The organism is Streptomyces brevispora, assembly GCF_007829885.1.
GTDB classification, from domain to species: domain Bacteria; phylum Actinomycetota; class Actinomycetes; order Streptomycetales; family Streptomycetaceae; genus Streptomyces; species Streptomyces brevispora.
The window spans coordinates 1,305,912-1,325,597 of the sequence record NZ_VIWW01000001.1 but is presented as its reverse complement, the minus strand read 5'-3'; the positions used below and the strand labels follow the sequence as shown (position 1 = coordinate 1,325,597).

Below are 19,686 nucleotides of genomic sequence, written 5' to 3'. Positions count from 1 at the left end.
ACGGGTTGCTTCCGAGCCTTCGGATCGTTGATGTGGTATGGGGCGTTTCGATGAGTTGATCGGTCCGTTGCGGGCGAAGCTGGAGGCGGTGACGCCGCATCTGGACGAGCGTCAGCGTCGGTTGTTGTACGGGGCGGAGGCCCGGATACTCGGTCACGGTGGGATCGCCGCCGTCGCGAAGGCGGCAGGAGTCTCCAAGGGCTGCGTCTCCCGTGGGCTGGCCGAGCTGGAGGAGGATCCCGCGCCACACGGCCGTACCCGCCGGGCCGGCGCGGGCCGTCCGGCCGCGGCCGAGAAGGATCCGGGGCTGCGGGCCGCACTACTGGCCCTGGTCGAGGACAGTACCCAGGGTGATCCCATACGGCCGCTGACGTGGACGACGAAGTCGCTGCGCCACCTGGCGGGTGAACTGGCCGCCCAGGGCCACGCGGTGGGCCGGGACACCATCGCCGCGCTGCTCAAGCAGGCCGGGTTCAGCCTGCGCGCGAACGCGCGGGTCCTGGCGGGGAGTTCGCACCCGGACCGTGATGCCCAGTTCCGGCACCTCAACGACACGGTGGGCCGGTTCCTGGCCGCCGGCGATCCCGTGATCAGTGTGGACACCAAGAAGAAGGAGCAGATCGGGCTGTTCGCGCAGGCCGGGAGGGAGTGGGTGCCGCCGGGTGCGCCGGTGAAGGTCCTCGACCACGACTTCCCCTCCCACGCTACCGGTACGGCGATCCCGTACGGCATCTACGACCTGGGGCGCAATACCGGCTTCGTCGTGGTGGGCACCGACCACGACACCGCCGCGTTCGCGGTCGCGGCCCTGCGCCGCTGGTGGAGGGAGGAAGGCCAAACGGCCTACCCCGACGCACACAGACTCCTGATCACCGCGGACGGCGGGGGCTCGAACAGCTCCCGCGCCCGCGCCTGGAAGGCCAACCTCGCCGCCCTGGCCACCGAGACGGGTCTGGAGATCAGCGTGTGCCACCTGCCCCCAGGCACATCGAAATGGAACAAGGTCGAACATCGCCTGTTCTCCTTCATCTCCATGAACTGGCGCGCCCGCCCGCTGACCAGCTACGAAGTCGCTCTCAACCTGATCGCCTCCACCACGACCACGACCGGCCTGCGTGTCAGCGCCCGCCTGGACGAGGGCGCCTATCCCACCGGTATCGAGATTGACGCCCAGCACCTTGCGGCGCTGCGTATCGACCCCGACGACTTCCACGGCGAGTGGAACTACACCATTCCGCCGCAGCCCGGCGCCCCGGCCGTGCCGCTGCAGCCGCAAGGGCGCCGAGCCCATCCCCGCCAGGCCCACACCTTCGACGCGGCGCTGGCCACCCACCCGGTGCTGACCGGTCTCACCCGGCAAGCCCTCGACCAACTCGTCAGCAGAGTTCGTGAGTTGATCGACCAACTCGCACCGGGCCAGCGACCCCGCCACCGCAAACTCGCGGTCGAAAACATCATCTGGGCCTCCGTCCTGGACCAGCGCGGGCTGCCCGCCTCGCTGATCGCCCACCTCTTCCGCGTCGGCGAGAACCAGATGCGCACCCTCCTCCAGCAGACCCGCCCCCTGCTACAGCGACACGGCCACCACAGCGACCCGCTCCCGGTCCGTCTTATCGACCCCAGCGAACTCGCCCGCTACGTCATACACGCAACGACAACAGACGATTGACCCGACACGCACCAGTAATTTCTCGACAGCCCCCAAGGCCCCGGGGAGAGTCGCGTTCGCCCGATTTGATCACGGGATGCCGTGGAGGGTGAGGATGGCTTCGGGGCGGGTGTGAGCGCGGCGGCCACTGGCGATGTTGGCCCAGCCGGCCGGGTGGAGGGCGGCGCGGGCCAGGTCGCGGAAGACACTCACGACGACGGGGGTGCGGTGGCGGCGGGCCTGGCTCAGGTCCTCGCCGAAGACGACGTCTTTGGACCAGTGGACGGTGGATTCGATCATCCAGTGCCCGCGGGCCCAGGCGGCAATCTCGGCGGCGTCGGCCTGGTGGGCGGCGAGGTCGGTGACCGCGTAGACGGTCTCGGTGCTCCATTTTTTCGTGCCGAGTCGGCGACGCTTACGGTGGATGATTTCGTTGGTTTTCGCGCCGATCTCACGCAGGGCCGCGGTCAGCGCGTCGTCGTGGCGCACCGCGCTGAGCACGAACACCTTCGATCCGTCGGCGCGTACTGCACCGCGCAGGCATTTACCGTCGACGGCGATCGCACGTCTGCGGATGGTCTGATGGCCTGGACGGACGCGTCGGGCGGTGCGGTGGGCGCGGCGCTGTTCACGCTCGCGGGTGCCGTCCGGGTTCACCGGCGCAAGGGGTGCGGTGGCGAGAGCGGTCAGGTGGGCGAAGCCGGCCGCGGTCAGCGCCGCGGGATCGACCCTGGCAAACGCGTCACGCAGGGTGCGTTCACCCGGAGCGCGGTAGCGCCCGGCGAAGGGATCGTACGAGCAGCCGAGCCGGGCCAGAACCTCCTGCTCACACCGCCGTGCCCATTCCGCGATGGAGACAAGGGAGTTGTGCCCGGCACAGGTCATCGCGCAGACGCCGACGGCGAGCAAGGTGGTCAGCTGGAAACGTCGCCCCCGACGGGCGCGTGGGTCGGGCACGCGGGCCAGGGCATCCAGGAGCCCGGGCGGCACGACCGCCGCCGGGTCGACGGGCGAGGGCGTCGTGACGGGCGCAGCAGCGGTGAGAGAAGACGAGGCAGCCGGCACGGCAACCTTGCAGATCGTGAAGCGTAGAGAACTCCATGATCTACAAGCGTCGTGCCCGCTCTGCGTCCGGAGCCCGCCACATGATCAAATCGGGCGAACGCGACTCTCCCCGGGGCCTTGGTGGAATGGCCCATCCAATGCGCGGGATGGACCATTCTGTAACGCAATTACGAGGCCGAATCTTCTGAGTGGCGCCTGCCGGGGACTCTCATTTATTTGAAAAGTCGGCCTACAACATCGGCCCGTGCGACGGCCTGTACTCGCGCGATGTGCAGAAGTCTTTGGTGATCGCTCTCCAGTACGAGATGGGCATCGCCGCTCCGAACGGAAACTTTGGCCCCGGCACCCAAGCCGCCTTGAAGAACCACACGCTCGCCGAGGGCGCGACAGGCATCATGGTGAGCCTGTTCACCGCCGCGTGCGTGTTCAACGAGCCGGTGCCCGTCGGCACGGACGGGGTACGTACCGCCTTCACCTCCACCTTCAGTTCGAACATCACCGAATATGTGAGGCTGTTCCAGGAATTCTCGTATCTCCCTCAACGAGCCGGCAGGGCCGACTACGACACCTGGTGCCAGCTGCTCGTGTCCATGGGCAACCCCGACCGTGATGTGACCGGCGCCGATACCCGGTTCGTCATCAACGCCGACCGTGCCAAGTGGCTCAAGAACAGCGGCTGCGAGATCGTCGGCCGGTACCTGTACAGCCCGGACCCCAACTTTGAGAAGGAGATCCGGCCCGGCGAGCTCGAGACCATTCTCGCCGCTGGCCTGAAATTCTTCCCGATCATGCAGGTTCATGGTCGGGACGTGACCGAGTACAACTACACCACCGGCTTCCAGCACGCTCTGATAGCGCATGAGCAGGCGACCAAGTTCAATATCCCGCGTGGGTCGGTCATCTACTTCGCGGTGGACTTCGATGCCACTCAGGACGAGATGGACCCCTTCATCGTGAAGTACTTCAACGGCGTGGTAGTCGGCTTGGCGGACCGGGGCAAGAAGTACATCCACGGCGTGTACGGGTCGCGGAATGTGTGCATCAACGCCACCCAGAAGACCTACGCCCGGTATTCGTTCGTCTCCGGTATGTCCTGGGGCTTCTCCGGGAACCTCGGTTTCCCCCTGCCTGCGAACTGGTCGTTCAACCAGATCAAGGAGATCAGCGGCATCGAGACCGGCGGAGAGGGAGGGAAGATCGACCTGGACCACGACGTGTGGCGCCCGTATAGCGATCCCGGTGTGAGGTCCTTGGCTGCCGCTCCGTCGCCTGCGGCGGACTTCATGACCTACATTGACCAGCTGTATGCCACCGCACAGGACTACAAGGCATCCAACTCCACCAGCCGCAGCGCATCCCAACTGGTGATGGAGTTCGTCCGCCACGAAGAGTACGGCGGTTTGAACTGGGGTATTCTGATCGGCAATTACGACAGGGACTGGGTCACCTACGCCAAGAGTAAGGGCCACACGGTAAAGAAGGGTTTCACCGACCCCAACTCGGGCTACGAAATCGGCCCCGATCACTTGCTGGCCACCGCTAACGGCCACCTACTCTTTACCCAACCCACGAATCCCAAGTCGGTGAACAGTGGGGACATCGCCGGGTGGGGCGGCGACTTCATGACCTTCTACGCCAACTGGCGCAACGACGAGCAGCAGTACGCTTCCGGCAAGGCGTACTGCGACGCGAAGCTCGCCAAGCCGGGTGTTTCCTCTTCCTTCTCCTTCCAGGACCTGATTGAAGACGCCGACGGCTATCTGATTGCCCGCGCCTGCAACGCCGGGACTCCGATCAACCAGATCGTGCGGGAGCACTACGGCAACGGCGGTGGGCACCTCACCCGGTTCACGCAGTATTTCAGCAAGCGGTTCTCCACCGCGGCAGACTGCAGGGACCAGGCGTTCAACGATCTGACGATGGAGAACGAAACGTTCAATCTGGCGCGCTCCGCGCTGATCCTGGCGAAGGGGGCGCAGTCTCCGACAGTGCTGGCGAACTTGCCCGGCGGGTTCGACAAGCTGCAGAATTTCTGCCAGGGGTTCGTCGACGCGATCGTCGCAAGGGTCGGTGCCGAGTCCTGATGTTCAACCTCATCTTCGCAGCTCTCGTCCTGGCCGTCCTGGCAGGGCTGCTGATGCTGCGTCGCGGCGCCAAACAGCATCCACGATGGCACAAGCGGCCTCTCGTGCTCATCGGTGCCGCCCTGATCGCCGGCGGCTTCACGGTCGTGGTGTGGGGCTTCGGCGTCTTCTCAGGAGGCCTGGACGTCAGGGAAACCTGCGAGCTCACCCACCACACCACCTACGACCAGGCATGGCGCGACCGCACGGGAGCGGACGGCACGTCCTACTTCCCGTTGGCCAACGCATGCAACGAGCAGGTCAGTCTCGTACCCGCGTGGGTGAACCCCACGATCGTCGTTCTCGCTGTCTTCACCGTCAGCGCTCTTGCCCTTGCTCTGTTCCGGATCGCCTATGCGATTTTCCATAGAAAGGAGCTGGTCTCCTCATGAGCGGTACAACCAGCCGTAGACGTTTGCTCGGAGCAGGCACGGCTACCGCTGCCGGCCTCGCACTCGCCACCACCGGGAGCCCCGCGCAGGCGTCGACCCGGCCGAAGCCACGGCCGAGGGCCGAGCAGGTGAAGCTACCGGCAGGCAAGGAATGGATCGGACGGAAGTCCGCGAATGGCTGGGCCGTTCTGGACGAGGCCACCAAGTACCGGGTGCAGGGCGCACCGAAGCTCACCGTGAGGCTCGCGAAGGGCCCGGCTGCGACCGCGCTGCTGTACGTAGTGCGCCGCTATGCCTACGAGATCGACACGCTCCGGCCCGAGGAGTTGGCAGGGCACACCACGGACCGCACGGTGGGGGTGGATTTCGAATCGAATTACCTGTCGGGGACGGCTGTGGCGATTCAGCCCATGCTCTACCCGTTGGGCGGTACGGCCGCCAACGGCATGAGTGAGCTCGCGGTGACAGTGGTGGAGGACATTCTCGCCGACGTGGGCGAAGTCGTGGCGTGGGGCGGCGAGCTGGACCCGCTCAAGCAGTCCCACTTCCACATCGCCACCCCTCCGGGCGACCGGCGCCTTGAAGCACTGGCTGACCGCATCGGTGATTGGAACACCCGCCCAGGAAAGGGCGCGGGCGGCATCGACGCCTTCAACCGCTCCCGGATCTCTCGTTCTCGAGCGGCGAAGAACACACGTTGAAAACTGCCAGTGCTGTGACCGAATAGGTTCGACGGGTCCGTGGTCGTAGCGGTCGGATCTGGGGTGATGCCAAGGCCCCGGGGAGAGTCGCGTTCGCCCGATTTGATCATGTGGCGGGCTCCGGACGCAGAGCGGGCACGACGCTTGTAGATCATGGAGTTCTCTACGCTTCACGATCTGCAAGGTTGCCGTGCCCGCTGCCTCGTCTTCTCTCTCCGCTGCTGCGCCCGTCACGACGCCCTCGCCCGTCGACCCGGCGGCGGTCGTGCCGCCCGGGCTCCTGGATGCCCTGGCCCGCGTGCCCGACCCACGCGCCCGTCGGGGGCGACGTTTCCAGCTGACCACCTTGCTCGCCGTCGGCGTCTGCGCGATGACCTGTGCCGGGCACAACTCCCTTGTCTCCATCGCGGAATGGGCACGGCGGTGTGAGCAGGAGGTTCTGGCCCGGCTCGGCTGCCCGTACGATCCCTTCGCCGGGCGCTACCGCGCTCCGGGTGAACGCACCCTGCGTGACGCGTTTGCCAGGGTCGATCCCGCGGCGCTGACCGCGGCCGGCTTCGCCCACCTGACCGCTCTCGCCACCGCACCCCTTGCGCCGGTGAACCCGGACGGCACCCGCGAGCGTGAACAGCGCCGCGCCCACCGCACCGCCCGACGCGTCCGTCCAGGCCATCAGACCATCCGCAGACGTGCGATCGCCGTCGACGGTAAATGCCTGCGCGGTGCAGTACGCGCCGACGGATCGAAGGTGTTCGTGCTCAGCGCGGTGCGCCACGACGACGCGCTGACCGCGGCCCTGCGTGAGATCGGCGCGAAAACCAACGAAATCATCCACCGTAAGCGTCGCCGACTCGGCACGAAAAAATGGAGCACCGAGACCGTCTACGCGGTCACCGACCTCGCCGCCCACCAGGCCGACGCCGCCGAGATTGCCGCCTGGGCCCGCGGGCACTGGATGATCGAATCCACCGTCCACTGGTCCAAAGACGTCGTCTTCGGCGAGGACCTGAGCCAGGCCCGCCGCCACCGCACCCCCGTCGTCGTGAGTGTCTTCCGCGACCTGGCCCGCGCCGCCCTCCACCCGGCCGGCTGGGCCAACATCGCCAGTGGCCGCCGCGCTCACACCCGCCCCGAAGCCATCCTCACCCTCCACGGCATCCCGTGATCAAATCGGGTGAACGCGACTCTCCCCGGGGCCTTGGGCGCCTCCCCAACCCGCACCCGAACCCGAATCCGACAAGGGACGTCACTGCTGCTCGATGAGATCACCCGCGGATGACGACGCGAGACGTTCGCCGGCGCGCGGGTATTTTCGGGTACCCGCACAGTATTAGGGTGTAAACCCATGATCGTATGGCTCAACGGAACCCACGGCGCAGGCAAGACGACGACCAGTGCACTCGTGCAGCAACTGATCCCGCATTCACGGGTGTTCGACGCCGAGAAGGTCGGCGAGACGCTCATGGACATCACGCCGGGGCTGCCCTGGACCGGCAACTTTCAGCACTGGCCGCCGTGGCGGCCGCTCGTGGTCGAGACCGCCCGCCGTGTACTCGACTACGCCGGCGGCACATTGGTGATGCCCATGACTGTCCTGGTCGAGCAGTACTGGCGCGAAATCAGCACGGGCCTCGACCAATACGACATTCCTGTAAGGCACTTCGTTCTCCACGCCGACCAGGAAACCCTCCGCGGGCGCATCGAGGGGGACGCTGCTCTCGGCCCCTCCACGTTCCGTCTCGAATACCTTGAGCCCTACGCCGAGGCGGCCCGCACGTGGCTGCACAGCGAGGCCGAGGTCGTCGACACCACGCACCTCACGCCCGCCCAGGCCGCCCTGCAGATCGCGGAAGCCGTCAAGAGCTGAGGCCTGCCCGTACGCCACCGGGGCCAGTACCCAGGGACAGGCGCTGAGTCCGTCTTCTGACCTGTGGCCTTGGGATCCTCTGCGGGGAGGCCGGGTGCATGGCGCCAAGGGCCGGCCGACGCGTCGGCGCGGCCAGTCGCGTCGCAGCCGGTCGGGTCGCAGCGGCCCGGGGTCGGTTGTCCGGACGCGGAGGACACCGCGGCTGTTGGGGAGCGGTCCGCGCTTGACGGGCGTCACGCGGCCTCCCGCCGTTCAGCGGACCGGCGGGGCCGCTCATGGGGGAGGCACGATCGGGCGGGGCAGGGGGCAGGGCAGAGGGGGCGGACCGGTGGCCGGGGCGTTGTCAGTGGGGCGGTCCACACTTGAGGCATGTGCCGCAGCATCAAGACCCTTCGCCCACCCGTTCTCCCCGAAGAGGCCACCGAGGAGGACATCCGCGCCGCCGCCCTGCAGTTCGTGCGCAAGGTGTCCGGCTTCCGCGCCCCGGCCGCGCACAACAGGGAAGTCTTCGACCGTGCCGTCGACGAGATCGCCGCGTCGACCGCCAGGCTGCTGGACGGTCTGGAAGTGCGGGGAGGCGTCAGGACGCCGTAGGGGCCGGGGCGGCGGCAGCGGCAGCGGCGGCTGCCGCGGCGGGGCGTCGCATCAGCAGTGCGGCGAACGCGCCCGCGACGAACAGGGCGAGGACCGAGATCGCCGTGCCCAGCCAGCTCGCGCCGAGCCACTGGGCACCGAAGTAGCCGAGCCCCACGCTGTAACCGGCCCAGGCCACGCCCGCCACCGCGGACCACGGCAGGAATTCCTTCACCTTGCGGTGCGAGGCGCCGGCGCCCAGCGACACGACCGAGCGGCCCGCCGGGGCGAAGCGGGCGATGACGACGAGTACACCACCGCCGCGGCTCAGCGCCGCCCCGAGACGTTCCTGCGCGGAGGTGAGGCGGCGGGAGCGGGCGATGGCCCGGTCCAGGCGTGGGCCGCCGCGCCAGGCCAGCCGGTACGCGACGAGGTCGCCGAGCACCGAGGCGCTGGCCGCGCAGAGGATCAGCGCCAGGAGCGAGGGGACCTCGGTGACGTGACGGGCGGCGCCCGCGGCGTCGGCGGCCACCGTGGTGGTGCCCGCGGCGGCGGCCGTGGCGGCCGTGATCACGAGGACACCGCTGGGCAGCACGGGGAGGAAGACATCCAGAAGCACCGAGAGGGCGACCACAGCGTAAATCCATGGGCTGCCGGTCAGCGCACCCACACTCTCAAGCACCTTCTACTCCCCGATTCGTGACAACGCCGCGACGTCGCAGGGGAGCGGCAGGAGCGGCAGGGCCAGCTGTACAGCGTACGCCTGCCGTTCACCTGTAGATCCATATATATGCGTGATGTTGGGCACCTCATGTGTATGTCACATGAGCCTCGCGCGTAACTCGTTTGCGCCTCGCCGTGTCACCGGTGCGCCTCGCCGTGTGACCGGTGTGCGCCGCGCCCGCGCCTCGGGTACGCGGGGAGCGGCGTCCCCCGCGTACCCGAGGCGGCGCGGCGGGCCCGTTCGGCGCGGGCCCGGCGGTCCGTACGGTCAGACGGCGACCGGGGAGGCCGCCTCGGGCGTGCGGTCCTCGGCGTTCCGTGCGGTGGAGCGGGACGTGAACAGCCGGTCCAGGGCCAGGGCTCCGGGGCCGGTGAAGACGATCAGCAGGAACACCCAGCAGTAGATGGCCGAGGGCTCGCCGCCGTTCTGCAACGGGAAGAGCGCACCGGGCTGGTGGACCTTGAAGTACGCGTACGCCATGGAGCCGGAGGAGATCAGGGCGGCGATGCGGGTGCCGAGGCCCAGCATCACGAGGATGCCGCCCACGAGCTGGATGACCGCCGCGTACCAGCCGGGCCAGGTGCCGGCGGGTATCGACCCGCCGCCCATGGCGCCGCCCAGGATGCCGAAGAGCGAGGCGGCACCGTGACAGGCGAAGAGCAGGCCTACGACGATTCGGAAGAGCGCGAGGGCATAGGGCCGGGCCCGATTCAGGCGTGTGTACATGGGGGGAGGGCTCCTTCGGTCTGGTGGGGACGTGAACCGACTGAGCGCTACAGGTTAGGGAGGCCTCACCAATACTTGCAAGTTCAACGTTTAGTTGACCGGCTGAAAGAAGACGGTCCGCCGTTGGTCAGTGAGCGATCGAAAACCGTCTCAAGCTGGGCCCCTGTCCTCCGAGAGTTGGCCTGAACCAATGACAGCGCAGCTTTCCGGCCATGCAGGGTGAGTGTCATCAGCTGATTGCCGAACCACGGACCGCCCGCCTTGTGCCACTGGACCGGGGGTGTACCAATGCGCCCGTGCCGTGCCAGCAGCCGTCCGAGCCGCCGCCCCGCCCGGCTCCAGCCGAAACGGAAGCCGGCCTTGAGCGGGCCGGGGATCGAGTTGTGCACGGGAGAGCAGGTCAGTTGCAGGACGAGGGCATCCGGCGCACCACCGGGGGTCGCGGCGGGCCAGGTGGGTTCCGCGATGTACGCATGGTGCACATCGCCCGACAGCACGCATATCGTCGCCGGCGCGTCCGGGCCGCTGCCCACCTCCCGGATCAGCTCCGTCAGTTGCCCGAACGAATCGGGGAAGGCGGCCCAATGTTCCAGGTCGGAGCGCTGTCGGAGGTGCTCCCCGATGCGCGCCCAGCGGCCGTCGGGCCCGCCCCGCTCGCCCCGGCACAGCGCGGCGCTCCACTGTTCCGCGTCGTGTACCAATGGCGGCAGCAGCCACGGCAGCGAGGTGCCGATCAGGAGATGGTCGCAGGAACCGGGCCGGGAGAGCGCCTCTTCGCGCAGCCACCGCGCCTCCTGCGGGTGGAGCATCGCCCGCTGCCGCTCGTCGAGCACCCGGGCCGCGCGGCTGTCCACCATGAGCAGCCGTACTCGGCCGAAAACGCGTCGGTAGCTCCAGCGGGTTCCGGTGGGGTCCGCGTCGGCCCCGGCCGCGAACCGGCGCAGCAGTTCGGTGCCGTCGGGGGTGGCGCGCACCGCCGCGTAGAGCGGGTCCGCCGCCAGTTCGGCGGGGGAGAGGTTGCCCAGGTGCTGATAGACCCAGTACGACATCAGCCCGCTGACGATCCGCTCGTGCCACCAGGACGTGGAGCGGACCTCGGCGAGCCAGGCGGCGCTGGTGTTCCAGTCGTCGATGACATCGTGATCGTCGAAGATCATGCAACTGGGAACCGTCGAGAGCAGCCAGCGCACCTCGGGGTCGCGCCACGACTCGTCGTACAGGCAGGTGTATTCGTCGTAGTCCGCGACCTCCGCCCCCGGCGGCTCGTCCAGATCGCGCCGGGCCGCGAGCCTGCGCCGGGTCGCCGGCGAGGTCTCGTCCGCGTACACCTGGTCACCCAGGAGCAGCAGAACGTCGGGGCGTTCGGCGTCGGGGTCGGCGGCGAGCCGGGCGGCGAGGGTGTCCAGGGCGTCCGGTCCGACGGGGTCGGACCGGCCCGGCAGGTGTCCGCCGGCGGGCGGAGCCGCCCAGCGGCAGGAGCCGAACGCGATCCTGACCGGACCCGGCCCGCCGTCCACGCCGGCCTTCCCCGCGCAGCCGTCCGCGCCGCCGCCGTGGTCGGCGGACAGGGCCGGGGTGGTGATGGTGCTCGCGGGGAAGCGGTGGTTCTCGGGCGGCCACACCGGGTGGTCGTCGAGCAGTACCTCGTAAGCCGTGGTGGAGCCGGGAGTCAGGCCGGTCACCACCACCAGGGCGTAGTGGTGCCCGGCGACCGCGAAGGTCCGGGACGAGCCCGAGGCCCCGTCCGCGCACCGGACCACGGCCGTGCACGGCCGGTCGGCCTCGACCCAGATCGTCGCGGTGGAGGCGGTCTCCCAGTCGACGTACCGCAGCAGTGGTCCCAGGCGCAGCCCGGCCATGTGGTGCTCCTCGCGTCGTTCCGTACGGACGGCTCCGCACGGGCTGTTCGTACGGACGGTTCCGTACGGGTTGTTCGTACGGCGGGTTCGTACGGTACGGAACGACGGGGGAGTGTGGGGCGGTTCCCGGGACTGTTCAGGGCGGCGGCCGGCGGGCCGGCCGCCGTTCAGTGATCGTTCAGCAGCCGTTGAGCACGGACTGCAGTGCGCTCTTCTCGGCCGCGTCGACGGTCAGGTTGTAGTAGTGCTTCACGTGCACCCAGGCGCGTACGTACGTGCACCGGTAGGCGGTGCGCGAGGGGAGCCACTTCGCCGGGTCCTTGTCGCCCTTGGACTGGTTGACGTTGTCGGTGACCGCGATGAGCTGGGGGCGGGTCAAGTCGTTGGCGTACGCCTGTCGTTGGGCGGTGGTCCAGCTGGCTGCACCGGAGCGCCAGGCCTCGGCCAGCGGGACCATGTGGTCGATGTCCAGATCGGATGCGGCGGTCCAGGTTGCTCCGTCGTACTCCGAGTACCAAGTGCCGCTGACGGCGGCGCAGCTGGAGTCCTGCGTGACGTTCGTGCCGTCCCGCTTCAGGACGACCTCGCGGGTGTTGCAGGTGCCCGACTGGGTGATCCAGTGCGGGAACTTGTCCCTGCTGTAACCGGTCGACGAGCCCTCCGCCTGCACGGTCAGCTGGCTCAGATAGGTACGGGCGGTGGACGCGGCCACCGGGGTGGGCATGGCGGCCTGCGCGCTGGGGGCGGTGAGCAGCCCGGTGGTTGCGGCGAGGGCGGCGGATGCGACGAGGACGGCTATGCGACGCGCGTAGATACCTGACATGCGAACTCCCTTGATGCGGGGGGACCTTGGCCGGTTCGTCCGAAACGGCCCGGTCATCGTGGCGGCGCAAGGTTTCCGTGGGGTGGGCGCCAGGTAACAGAGTGGCGACATGGGCACGTCACATCAAGGGGTCTGACAAAGAGGGTCGAGGTGCGGGGGCGTACGGAAGTGCGTGCGCGGGCGTACGGGCCTGATGAGACGGCAGTTCCGTGTTGGGGGACGGGGGCCGGAAATCCGGTCGCGCGCGACGCCGGAGGTTCCGGTTTCACGGCGGAGGGCCGGTTGCGGGCGGTCCTAGAGTGGCCGTGTGCTGCTACCGGTCAACATCACGCTCGGGGTCGTACTCGCCCTGCTGCTCGCGGTGGCCGCGGGCATCGCCGCGTTCGCCTCGCTCGGCCGGTCGCGCCACATCGTCCTCGCCGGGCTGCGGGCGGCGGTCCAGCTCGCCGCGGTCTCCTCGCTCATCGGCTGGGTGGTCCACGCATTCGCGCCGACGTTCGCGTTCATCGCTTTGATGTTCGGCGTCGCGGTGTGGACAGCGGGCCGTCGGGTCACCGATAACCGCAGCCGGTGGTGGGTGGCCGTGCCGATCGGGGCGGGGGTCGTGCCGGTGGTCGCGGTGCTGTTGCTCACCGGGCTGGTGCCGGTCCGGGGCATCGCGCTGATCCCGGTGACGGGCATCCTCATCGGGGGCGCCCTGACCGCGACCGTGCTCGGCGGGCGGCGGGCGCTCGACGAGCTGGCGACCCGGCACGGGGAGGTGGAGGCGGCGATGGCGCTCGGCCTGCCGGACCGCGAGGCGCGGCTGGAGATCGCGCGGCCCGCGGCTTCGGACGCGCTGCTGCCGGGGCTCGACCAGACCCGGACGGTGGGTCTCGTCACGCTGCCCGGGGCCTTCGTCGGCATGCTGCTGGGCGGCGCCTCACCGGTGCAGGCGGGCGCCGTGCAACTGTTCGTACTGGTGGCGCTGATGGCCGTCCAGGCGGCAGCCGTCGCGACCGTGCTGGAGCTGGTGGCGCGGGGGCGGCTTCACCGCAGTGGGGGAGGGGCCTTCGCTACCGGGCGCTGATGTGCAGCAGGACCGAGCCGTCGGCCGCCGCCTCCACCCGGATCTGCGTCAGGTCCTCGACGTGCGCGTCCGGAGAGAGCGCCGCCGCGCGCGGGCCCACGCCCACGACGCGCATACCGGCCGCCCGGCCCGCCGCGATGCCCGCCTCGGAGTCCTCGAAGACGATGCAGTCCGCCGGATCGAAGCCAACGGCGGCCGCGCCCTTGAGGAAGCCCTCCGGGTCCGGCTTGCTGGCGCCCACGCTCTCGGCGGTGATCCGGAGGTCCGGCATCCGCAGCGCGGCCGCGGCCATCCGGGCCTCCGCCAGTGGCCGGTCGGCCGAGGTGACCAGGGCGTGCGGGAGTGCGGCGATCGCGTCCATGAAGGCGCCGGCACCGCCGATCGGGACGACGCCGTCGGTGTCGGCGGTCTCCTCGGCGAGCATCACCCGGTTGTCCGCGTAGTTCTCCTCCACCGGGCGGTCCGGGAGGAGCACCGCCATCGTGGCGTACCCCTGCCGGCCGTGAACCACCTTGAGCACGGCCTCCGGGGCCAGACCGTTCCGCAGCGCCCAGCGCCGCCAGCAGCGCTCCACGACGGCGTCGGAATTCACCAGGGTCCCGTCCATGTCGAGCAGGAGGGCGTTGGCGGTGAGAACAGTGGCCGGCATGGGCGGGCTCCAGAGCGGGGGATAGCGAACTGCGCGGGAGGGCGGACGACGCGCGAGGGCGTGCTGCCGCGCGGCAGGGCGGGCAAGGCGGGCGACACGGAAAAGAGAACAAGCGGCCCCCGCCCGCCGGTCAGGGAGTGCGGTTGGGGGCCACTTTGTTCCATCACGATACAAAAACATGTCCGGGAAAGCGAATTCCCCCTCCGGCCGGAGCCCGGTGCGGGTCAGTGGCGCCCCTGGCCCGTGGTGACCGCCTCCAGCGCACGCCGGGTGTTCGGCCCGTAGACCCCCTCCGGGTCGCCCTGGATGTACATCGACGACTGGAAGCCGCGAACGGCCCGCTCGACCCGGTCCGTGAAGTCGGCGTCGGCGGGGCCGCGGAACAGCCAGACCTCCTGGAGCCTGCGTTGCAGCTCGGCCACCTCCGGGCCGTGGTCGCCGCGGCTCAGTGTCAAGGCCTCCTGCGGCTCGGCGGGAGGGGCCACCGGCTCCGGACCCTCGGCGTCCTCCGTGGCCGGCGGGGAGGACTCGGCGGCCGGCTCCGACGGGGCGGCGGGCGCGGAACGGGACGCCGAGGCGCTCGCCGACGGCGACGCGGACGCCGAAGCCGATGCGGTCGTGGATCCGGACGGCGACGCCGTGGCCGACCGGGACGGCGATGCGGAGGCGGACGCCGTCGTGGAGGCCGACGGGGTGGCGCTCTCCTCGGGGAGGCTGGCCACGGTGGAGGGCAGGACCGGATCCAGGTCCGCGTCCCCGTTGCCGTTCCCGTTGAACAGCCCGCCGACGAAGGCCGCCGTGCCCACCACCGCGACGACGGCCGCCCCCACGGCCAACGCCGCGAAGGGCCTGCGGTGCCGCGGTTGCACGGGGTCCGGGCGGGCGGTGAGGACCGCGGCGCCCGGGTGGCCGACCGGATGGGCCGAAGCTGCCCGAGCCGCCGGATCTGCCGGATGGACGGCGTCCGGCAGCGGGCCCGGCAGTGGACCGGGGAGCGGACCGGGGAGCGGGTCGGGGAGTGGGCCCGGACCGGCCGGGTCCAGGAACAGGGGCATCGTGGTGGCCGCGTCCCCCGTATGGCCGTCCGGCGCGTGCCCCGTCGCCCCGTCCCGTCCGGCCCCCGGCTCCTCGCCGCCCAGCGTCACGTACGGCCGGATGCGCAACGGGTCGAAGTCCTCCGCGGCCGCGAACTCGGCCGACCGCCCGGCGTGGTGCTCCTCGACGACGCGGTGCTGCTCGGCGGCCCGCTGTTCCTGCGCGATGCGGTGCTGCTCGGCGGCCTGCTGCTGTCCGGTGACGTGGTGCTGCTCGGTGGCCTGCTGCCCCTGTGTGACGTGGTGCTGCTCGGTGGCCTGATGCTGTCCGGCACCGCGGTGAGCCGCGCGTTGTGCGCAGTCGCAGCCCGGGCCGGTGCCAGGTCTGCCGTCCGTACCGCACTCCGGGCACATATGTCCGGTCATTGTGGGTCCCCTCCCCTTGAGCTGCCTGCGATTATGCAGCCCGCCGCCAGGAAGCCCAATCAGGTGCCCTTTCGGCAGGCCATAACGGTGCGGAACGGACAGGATGGGTGTCTAGCGGATCCGAGGAGATGTTTCATGGCCCAGCAGTTGAGCCCCCCGGCCCCGGCACCCGGCGACAACCGCTCCACCCGGTCGGTCCTGGTGGCGATCGGCGCGCTGCTGCTCGGCATGCTGCTCGCCGCACTCGACCAGACCATCGTCTCCACCGCTCTGCCGACCATCGTCAGTGACCTCGGCGGTCTGGAGCATCTGTCGTGGGTGGTCACGGCCTATCTGCTGGCATCGACCGCCGCGACCCCGCTCTGGGGCAAGCTCGGCGACCAGTACGGGCGCAAGCGGCTCTTCCAGATCGCCATCGTCATCTTCCTGATCGGCTCCGCGCTCTGCGGCATCGCCCAGAACATGCCGCAGCTGATCGGCTTCCGCGCCCTCCAGGGGCTCGGCGGCGGCGGTCTGATCGTGCTGTCGATGGCGATCGTCGGCGATATCGTCCCGCCGCGCGAACGCGGCAAGTACCAGGGTCTGTTCGGAGCGGTGTTCGGCGCGACGAGCGTGCTCGGACCGCTCCTCGGCGGCTTCTTCACCGAACAGCTCAGCTGGCGCTGGGTCTTCTACATCAACCTCCCCATCGGGGTCGTCGCCCTCGCCGTGATCGCCGCGGTGCTGCACATCCCGGTCCGCCGGACGAAGCACACCATCGACTACCTCGGCACCTTCCTCATCGCCGCGGTCGCCACCTGTCTGGTCCTGGTCGCCTCGCTCGGCGGCACCACCTGGGCCTGGGGCTCGACGCAGATCATCGGCCTCGCCGTGCTCAGCGTGCTGCTGCTGATCGCGTTCGTGTACGTGGAGCGGCGCGCCGCCGAACCCGTACTGCCGCTGAAGCTGTTCCGGATCAGGACCTTCAGCCTCGTCGCGGTGATCAGTTTCGTCATCGGCTTCGCGATGTTCGGCGCGATGACCTATCTGCCGACCTTCCTCCAGGTCGTGCACGACATCACGCCGACGATGTCCGGCGTCCACATGCTCCCGATGGTGCTCGGCCTGCTCATCACCTCGACCGGGGCCGGTCAGATCGTCAGCCGCACGGGCCGCTGGAAGGTCTTCCCGATCGTCGGCACCGGAGTCACCGCGGCCGGCCTGCTGCTTCTGCACCGGCTCACGGAGAACAGCAGCACCCTGGAGATGAGCGTCTACTTCTTCGTCTTCGGTGCGGGACTCGGTCTGGTGATGCAGGTCCTCGTCCTGATCGTGCAGAACGCCGTGACCTACCAGGACCTCGGCGTCGCCACCTCGGGGGCGACCTTCTTCCGTTCCATCGGCGCCTCGTTCGGTGTCGCGATCTTCGGCACCATCTTCACCAACCGGCTCATCGACAAGCTCGGTTCGGCGCTCGCCGGCCAGACGCTGCCGCCCGGGGTCAGTGTGAACGGACTGTCCTCCGACCCGCGCGCCATCCATCAGCTGCCGCCCGCACTCCGCCAGTCCGTGCTCAGCGCGTACTCCGCGTCGATCACCGACGTGTTCCTGTACGCGGCCCCCGTCGTCCTGATCGCCTTCGCCTTCGCCTGGCTGCTCAAGGAGGACAAGCTGCGCGGTTCGGTGACCGCCCCCGAGACCAGCGAGACCCTGGCGTCGAACCCGGTCGAGCGGTCCTCGTACGACGAATGCGCCCGCGCCCTCTCGGTCCTCGCCACCCGGGAGGGGCGCCGCGAGGTCTACGTGAAGATCACCGAGAAGGCCGGGCTGGACCTGCTGCCCGCCGCGAGCTGGATGCTGCTGCGCATAAAACGGCACGGCACCGTCGAGCCCGCCCAGCTCGCCGAGGTCGCCCCGGTGCCGCTGCGGGTGATCAGCGAGGCCGCCCGGCAGCTGGAGGAACGCGGGCTGGCCCATCGGGTGGGGGTGCAGCTGACGCTCACCGAACCGGGCGCCGAGGCCGTGGTGAAGCTCTCGCACGCCCGGGAGGAGTCGCTGGCCGAGCTGCTGGGCGACTGGTGGGGCCCGGACCGTCCGACCGATCTGGTCGCCCTGGTGTCGGAGCTGACGGCCGAGACGGGCGGGTCCAGCAAGGAACGGCCGCACAGCCCCGAGCCGAAGCGCGACCACCACGCACCCTGAGCATGCACCCCTGAGCGCGCACCCCGAACACGTCCACCCCCGAACGCGCCCTCTGACGCCGGGGACCGATCACGCGGTGGTGCGGAGCTCCTTGGCGAACCAGTGCTCCGCGTACTGGTTGCGGCGGTGGAACGCCGGGACCTCCCGGTAGCCGTGCTTCGCGTACAGCCCGCGCGCCTCGACCAGGTCGTTACGGGTGTCGAGCCGGATCCGGCGTATGCCGAAGGCCCGCGCCCGGCTCTCGATCGCCGCGAGCAGCCGCCCGCCGCCGCCCGTGCCGCGCATCTCCGGGCGGACGAACACCCGGGTCAGCTCCGCGACCTCCGCGTCCATCAGGACCAGCCCGGCACAGGCCGCCGCCCGTCCCTCGAAGCGGCCGACGACGAACTGACCGGTCGGCGGGACGAGCAGCTCGGCACCGTCGTCGGTGAGCCCCTCGTCGATCTCCCCGGCCGTTGCGGGCCGCCCCCAGTAGCGGCTCGCGACCTCGTCGTAGTAGTCCCGGCGCAGCAGGGCGGCATCGGGGGAGTCGAAGCGTTCGGAGGTCATGGTCCACGTCATTGGTTCATTCTGACTTCCGCACGACCGTGCGGGGAAGCCATTTGTGTGCAGGCGGCATCGGTGACGCGGGAGACGGGTTCGGCAACGAGAGCCGGGGCGGTCCAGCGGCTCGGCGAGAGGTGGATACGGGAGCCGGCCGGCCCGGGCGGCGGGAGCTTCGTGTGCTCGCCGGCCGGGCTCTGGCCGGCACTGGCCGTGGTCGCGGCGGGGGCACGCGGGGAGACCGCCGACGAGCTGCGGGCGGTGCTGGGGGTGGCGGAGCGGGAGGTCGCCGACGCGGTGACGGCCGGGGTGCGCGAGCCGGCGGCCACCGACGCGCTGGGGGTGGCGACCCGGGTGTGGACCCGGGTGCCGGTCCACCGGGAGTACCGGGAGGCGCTGGCGGACATCGGGTTCGGGCCGATGGACGCCGCCGGGGTCTACGCCTGGGTACGGGAGGCCACCGGTGGTCTGATCGAGCGGCTGCCGCTGGACATCAGTGACGAGATGCTGCTGGTGCTCGTCAACGTGCTGGCACTGAAGGCGCGCTGGGAGGAGCCGTTCGAGCCCGGGAACACCGAGGACCGGCCGTTCACGGACGCGGCCGGAGAGAGCCGTGCCGTGCCCACCATGTACGGCACGCGTGGGCCGTGGGACGGCTGGACGGTGCGCGGCACCCATGTCGTCGAGCTGCGCTGCCGCACCGAGCGGGGCGGAGCGGCCCCGGCCCGGGTCCGGCTGGTGCTGGGGGAACCGGGTGCGGGAGCGGCGGACGTGCTGCCCGCGGCCTGGGCGCCGCAGGCGGTACGCACCCGGCTGGACGCGGACGTGCTGAGCGTCGCGGTTCCGCGGTTCACCTTGCGTACGAACGTTCAGGCCACCGATCAGCTGCCGGCGCTCGGGGTGCGGGTCGCGACGAGTGCCGCCGCCGACTTCGCGTGGATGTCACCCGAGCGGCTCCGGATCTCCCAGGTGGTGCAGGAGACCGTGGTGAAGGTCGCCGAGGAAGGCGTGCGGGCCGCCGCCGTGACCGTCCTCGCCGCACCGGGGAGCGCGGCGCCCGGCCCACAGCGCTGCCGGCACATCGCCTTCGACCGCCCCTTCGGGATCGTGGTCCTGGACGGCAGCGGCGAGCTCCCGCTCTTCACGGGCTGGCAGGAGGACATCCCGGCGGAGGGCTGAGCCCGTCCACCCGCCCCGGGCGGCCCTGCCCCGCCGGACATCCTTTCGGACAGAAGCAGATGACAGTCAGGTGAAGAAGGATTTGATTGGGTCTACCTCATAGT

Annotated in this window: 18 protein-coding genes; 10 read left to right on the top strand and 8 right to left on the bottom strand. The window is 69.9% G+C overall.

What is annotated here, in order from left to right; all coding sequences use genetic code 11:
* The first annotated feature begins 37 nt into the window (after positions 1-37).
* Positions 38-1,669: an ISAzo13 family transposase gene (locus FHX80_RS06180; protein WP_145763276.1), complete on the top strand. Its 1,632-nt coding sequence runs from the start codon at positions 38-40 to the stop codon at positions 1,667-1,669.
* A gap of 69 nt (positions 1,670-1,738) precedes the next feature.
* On the opposite strand, the gene FHX80_RS06175 is transcribed toward FHX80_RS06180, so the two are convergent.
* On the bottom strand, positions 1,739-2,713 hold the full coding sequence (locus FHX80_RS06175) for a transposase family protein (protein WP_244318144.1): 975 nt from the start codon (positions 2,711-2,713) through the stop codon (positions 1,739-1,741).
* A gap of 188 nt (positions 2,714-2,901) precedes the next feature.
* On the opposite strand from FHX80_RS06175, the gene FHX80_RS06170 reads away from it, so the two are divergent.
* From FHX80_RS06170 to FHX80_RS06145, 6 genes are all read left to right on the top strand, one after another.
* On the top strand, positions 2,902-4,797 hold the full coding sequence (locus tag FHX80_RS06170) for a glycoside hydrolase domain-containing protein (protein ID WP_244318143.1): 1,896 nt from the start codon (positions 2,902-2,904) through the stop codon (positions 4,795-4,797).
* Complete coding sequence (locus tag FHX80_RS06165; protein ID WP_145763275.1) at positions 4,797-5,228, top strand: hypothetical protein; 432 nt, start codon at positions 4,797-4,799, stop codon at positions 5,226-5,228. Before FHX80_RS06170 ends, FHX80_RS06165 begins: the two co-directional genes overlap by 1 nt.
* Entirely contained in the window at positions 5,225-5,929 is a 705-nt protein-coding gene (locus tag FHX80_RS06160; protein WP_145763274.1) for a hypothetical protein, read from the top strand. The genes FHX80_RS06165 and FHX80_RS06160 overlap by 4 nt, the downstream gene beginning before the upstream one ends.
* Before the next feature lie 190 nt (positions 5,930-6,119).
* Positions 6,120-7,094, top strand: a complete 975-nt coding sequence (locus tag FHX80_RS06155) for a transposase family protein (RefSeq protein ID WP_244318142.1) — start codon at positions 6,120-6,122, stop codon at positions 7,092-7,094.
* A gap of 180 nt (positions 7,095-7,274) precedes the next feature.
* The gene (locus FHX80_RS06150; protein WP_145763273.1) at positions 7,275-7,796 is read left to right on the top strand and encodes a P-loop nucleotide/nucleoside kinase family protein; all 522 of its coding nucleotides are present in this window, start codon (positions 7,275-7,277) and stop codon (positions 7,794-7,796) included.
* 369 nt (positions 7,797-8,165) lie between these two features.
* Complete coding sequence (locus tag FHX80_RS06145; protein WP_123470583.1) at positions 8,166-8,390, top strand: DUF2277 domain-containing protein; 225 nt, start codon at positions 8,166-8,168, stop codon at positions 8,388-8,390.
* On the opposite strand, the gene FHX80_RS06140 is transcribed toward FHX80_RS06145, so the two are convergent.
* From FHX80_RS06140 to FHX80_RS06125, 4 genes are all read right to left on the bottom strand, one after another.
* On the bottom strand, positions 8,377-9,051 hold the full coding sequence (locus tag FHX80_RS06140; protein WP_145763272.1) for a DedA family protein: 675 nt from the start codon (positions 9,049-9,051) through the stop codon (positions 8,377-8,379). The two genes, FHX80_RS06145 and FHX80_RS06140, sit on opposite strands and share 14 nt — an antisense overlap.
* A gap of 309 nt (positions 9,052-9,360) precedes the next feature.
* Complete coding sequence (locus FHX80_RS06135) at positions 9,361-9,819, bottom strand: DoxX family protein (protein WP_145763271.1); 459 nt, start codon at positions 9,817-9,819, stop codon at positions 9,361-9,363.
* An 83-nt stretch (positions 9,820-9,902) separates the two neighbouring features.
* On the bottom strand, positions 9,903-11,678 hold the full coding sequence (locus tag FHX80_RS06130) for an alkaline phosphatase D family protein (RefSeq protein WP_145763270.1): 1,776 nt from the start codon (positions 11,676-11,678) through the stop codon (positions 9,903-9,905).
* Between the two features lie 178 nt (positions 11,679-11,856).
* The gene (locus FHX80_RS06125) at positions 11,857-12,501 is read right to left on the bottom strand and encodes an HNH endonuclease family protein (RefSeq protein WP_145763269.1); all 645 of its coding nucleotides are present in this window, start codon (positions 12,499-12,501) and stop codon (positions 11,857-11,859) included.
* 307 nt (positions 12,502-12,808) lie between these two features.
* Here FHX80_RS06125 and FHX80_RS06120 point away from each other — a divergent pair, with 307 nt between their 5' ends.
* Positions 12,809-13,570, top strand: coding sequence for an ABC transporter permease (locus FHX80_RS06120; protein WP_145763268.1), 762 nt, complete (start codon positions 12,809-12,811; stop codon positions 13,568-13,570).
* On the opposite strand, the gene FHX80_RS06115 is transcribed toward FHX80_RS06120, so the two are convergent.
* Complete coding sequence (locus tag FHX80_RS06115) at positions 13,557-14,219, bottom strand: HAD-IA family hydrolase (protein WP_145763267.1); 663 nt, start codon at positions 14,217-14,219, stop codon at positions 13,557-13,559. The two genes, FHX80_RS06120 and FHX80_RS06115, sit on opposite strands and share 14 nt — an antisense overlap.
* Before the next feature lie 224 nt (positions 14,220-14,443).
* Positions 14,444-15,679, bottom strand: a complete 1,236-nt coding sequence (locus FHX80_RS06110; protein WP_145763266.1) for a peptidoglycan-binding domain-containing protein — start codon at positions 15,677-15,679, stop codon at positions 14,444-14,446.
* Positions 15,680-15,814: 135 nt separating this feature from the next.
* Between FHX80_RS06110 and FHX80_RS06105 the strand changes: the two genes are divergently transcribed.
* Entirely contained in the window at positions 15,815-17,860 is a 2,046-nt protein-coding gene (locus FHX80_RS06105) for an MDR family MFS transporter (RefSeq protein ID WP_145763265.1), read from the top strand.
* 69 nt (positions 17,861-17,929) lie between these two features.
* On the opposite strand, the gene FHX80_RS06100 is transcribed toward FHX80_RS06105, so the two are convergent.
* Entirely contained in the window at positions 17,930-18,421 is a 492-nt protein-coding gene (locus FHX80_RS06100) for a GNAT family N-acetyltransferase (RefSeq protein ID WP_145763264.1), read from the bottom strand.
* Between the two features lie 60 nt (positions 18,422-18,481).
* On the opposite strand from FHX80_RS06100, the gene FHX80_RS06095 reads away from it, so the two are divergent.
* Positions 18,482-19,582 (top strand): serpin family protein, encoded by a 1,101-nt coding sequence (locus tag FHX80_RS06095; protein ID WP_244318141.1) that lies wholly within the window; start codon positions 18,482-18,484, stop codon positions 19,580-19,582.
* The last annotated feature ends 104 nt before the right edge of the window (positions 19,583-19,686 follow it).

Bases quoted from the DNA above. Each gene is read 5' to 3' on its own strand.
- FHX80_RS06180 (WP_145763276.1), top strand. From the start codon at position 38: ATGGGGCGTTTCGATGAGTTGATCGGTCCGTTGCGGGCGAAGCTGGAG.
- FHX80_RS06165 (WP_145763275.1), top strand. From the start codon at position 4,797: ATGTTCAACCTCATCTTCGCAGCTCTCGTCCTGGCCGTCCTGGCAGGG.
- FHX80_RS06125 (WP_145763269.1), bottom strand. From the start codon at position 12,501: ATGTCAGGTATCTACGCGCGTCGCATAGCCGTCCTCGTCGCATCCGCC.
- FHX80_RS06115 (WP_145763267.1), bottom strand. From the start codon at position 14,219: ATGCCGGCCACTGTTCTCACCGCCAACGCCCTCCTGCTCGACATGGAC.
- FHX80_RS06105 (WP_145763265.1), top strand. From the start codon at position 15,815: ATGGCCCAGCAGTTGAGCCCCCCGGCCCCGGCACCCGGCGACAACCGC.
- FHX80_RS06110 (WP_145763266.1), bottom strand. From the start codon at position 15,679: ATGACCGGACATATGTGCCCGGAGTGCGGTACGGACGGCAGACCTGGC.
- FHX80_RS06130 (WP_145763270.1), bottom strand. From the start codon at position 11,678: ATGGCCGGGCTGCGCCTGGGACCACTGCTGCGGTACGTCGACTGGGAG.
- FHX80_RS06100 (WP_145763264.1), bottom strand. From the start codon at position 18,421: ATGACGTGGACCATGACCTCCGAACGCTTCGACTCCCCCGATGCCGCC.
- FHX80_RS06160 (WP_145763274.1), top strand. From the start codon at position 5,225: ATGAGCGGTACAACCAGCCGTAGACGTTTGCTCGGAGCAGGCACGGCT.
- FHX80_RS06135 (WP_145763271.1), bottom strand. From the start codon at position 9,819: ATGTACACACGCCTGAATCGGGCCCGGCCCTATGCCCTCGCGCTCTTC.
- FHX80_RS06145 (WP_123470583.1), top strand. From the start codon at position 8,166: ATGTGCCGCAGCATCAAGACCCTTCGCCCACCCGTTCTCCCCGAAGAG.
- FHX80_RS06150 (WP_145763273.1), top strand. From the start codon at position 7,275: ATGATCGTATGGCTCAACGGAACCCACGGCGCAGGCAAGACGACGACC.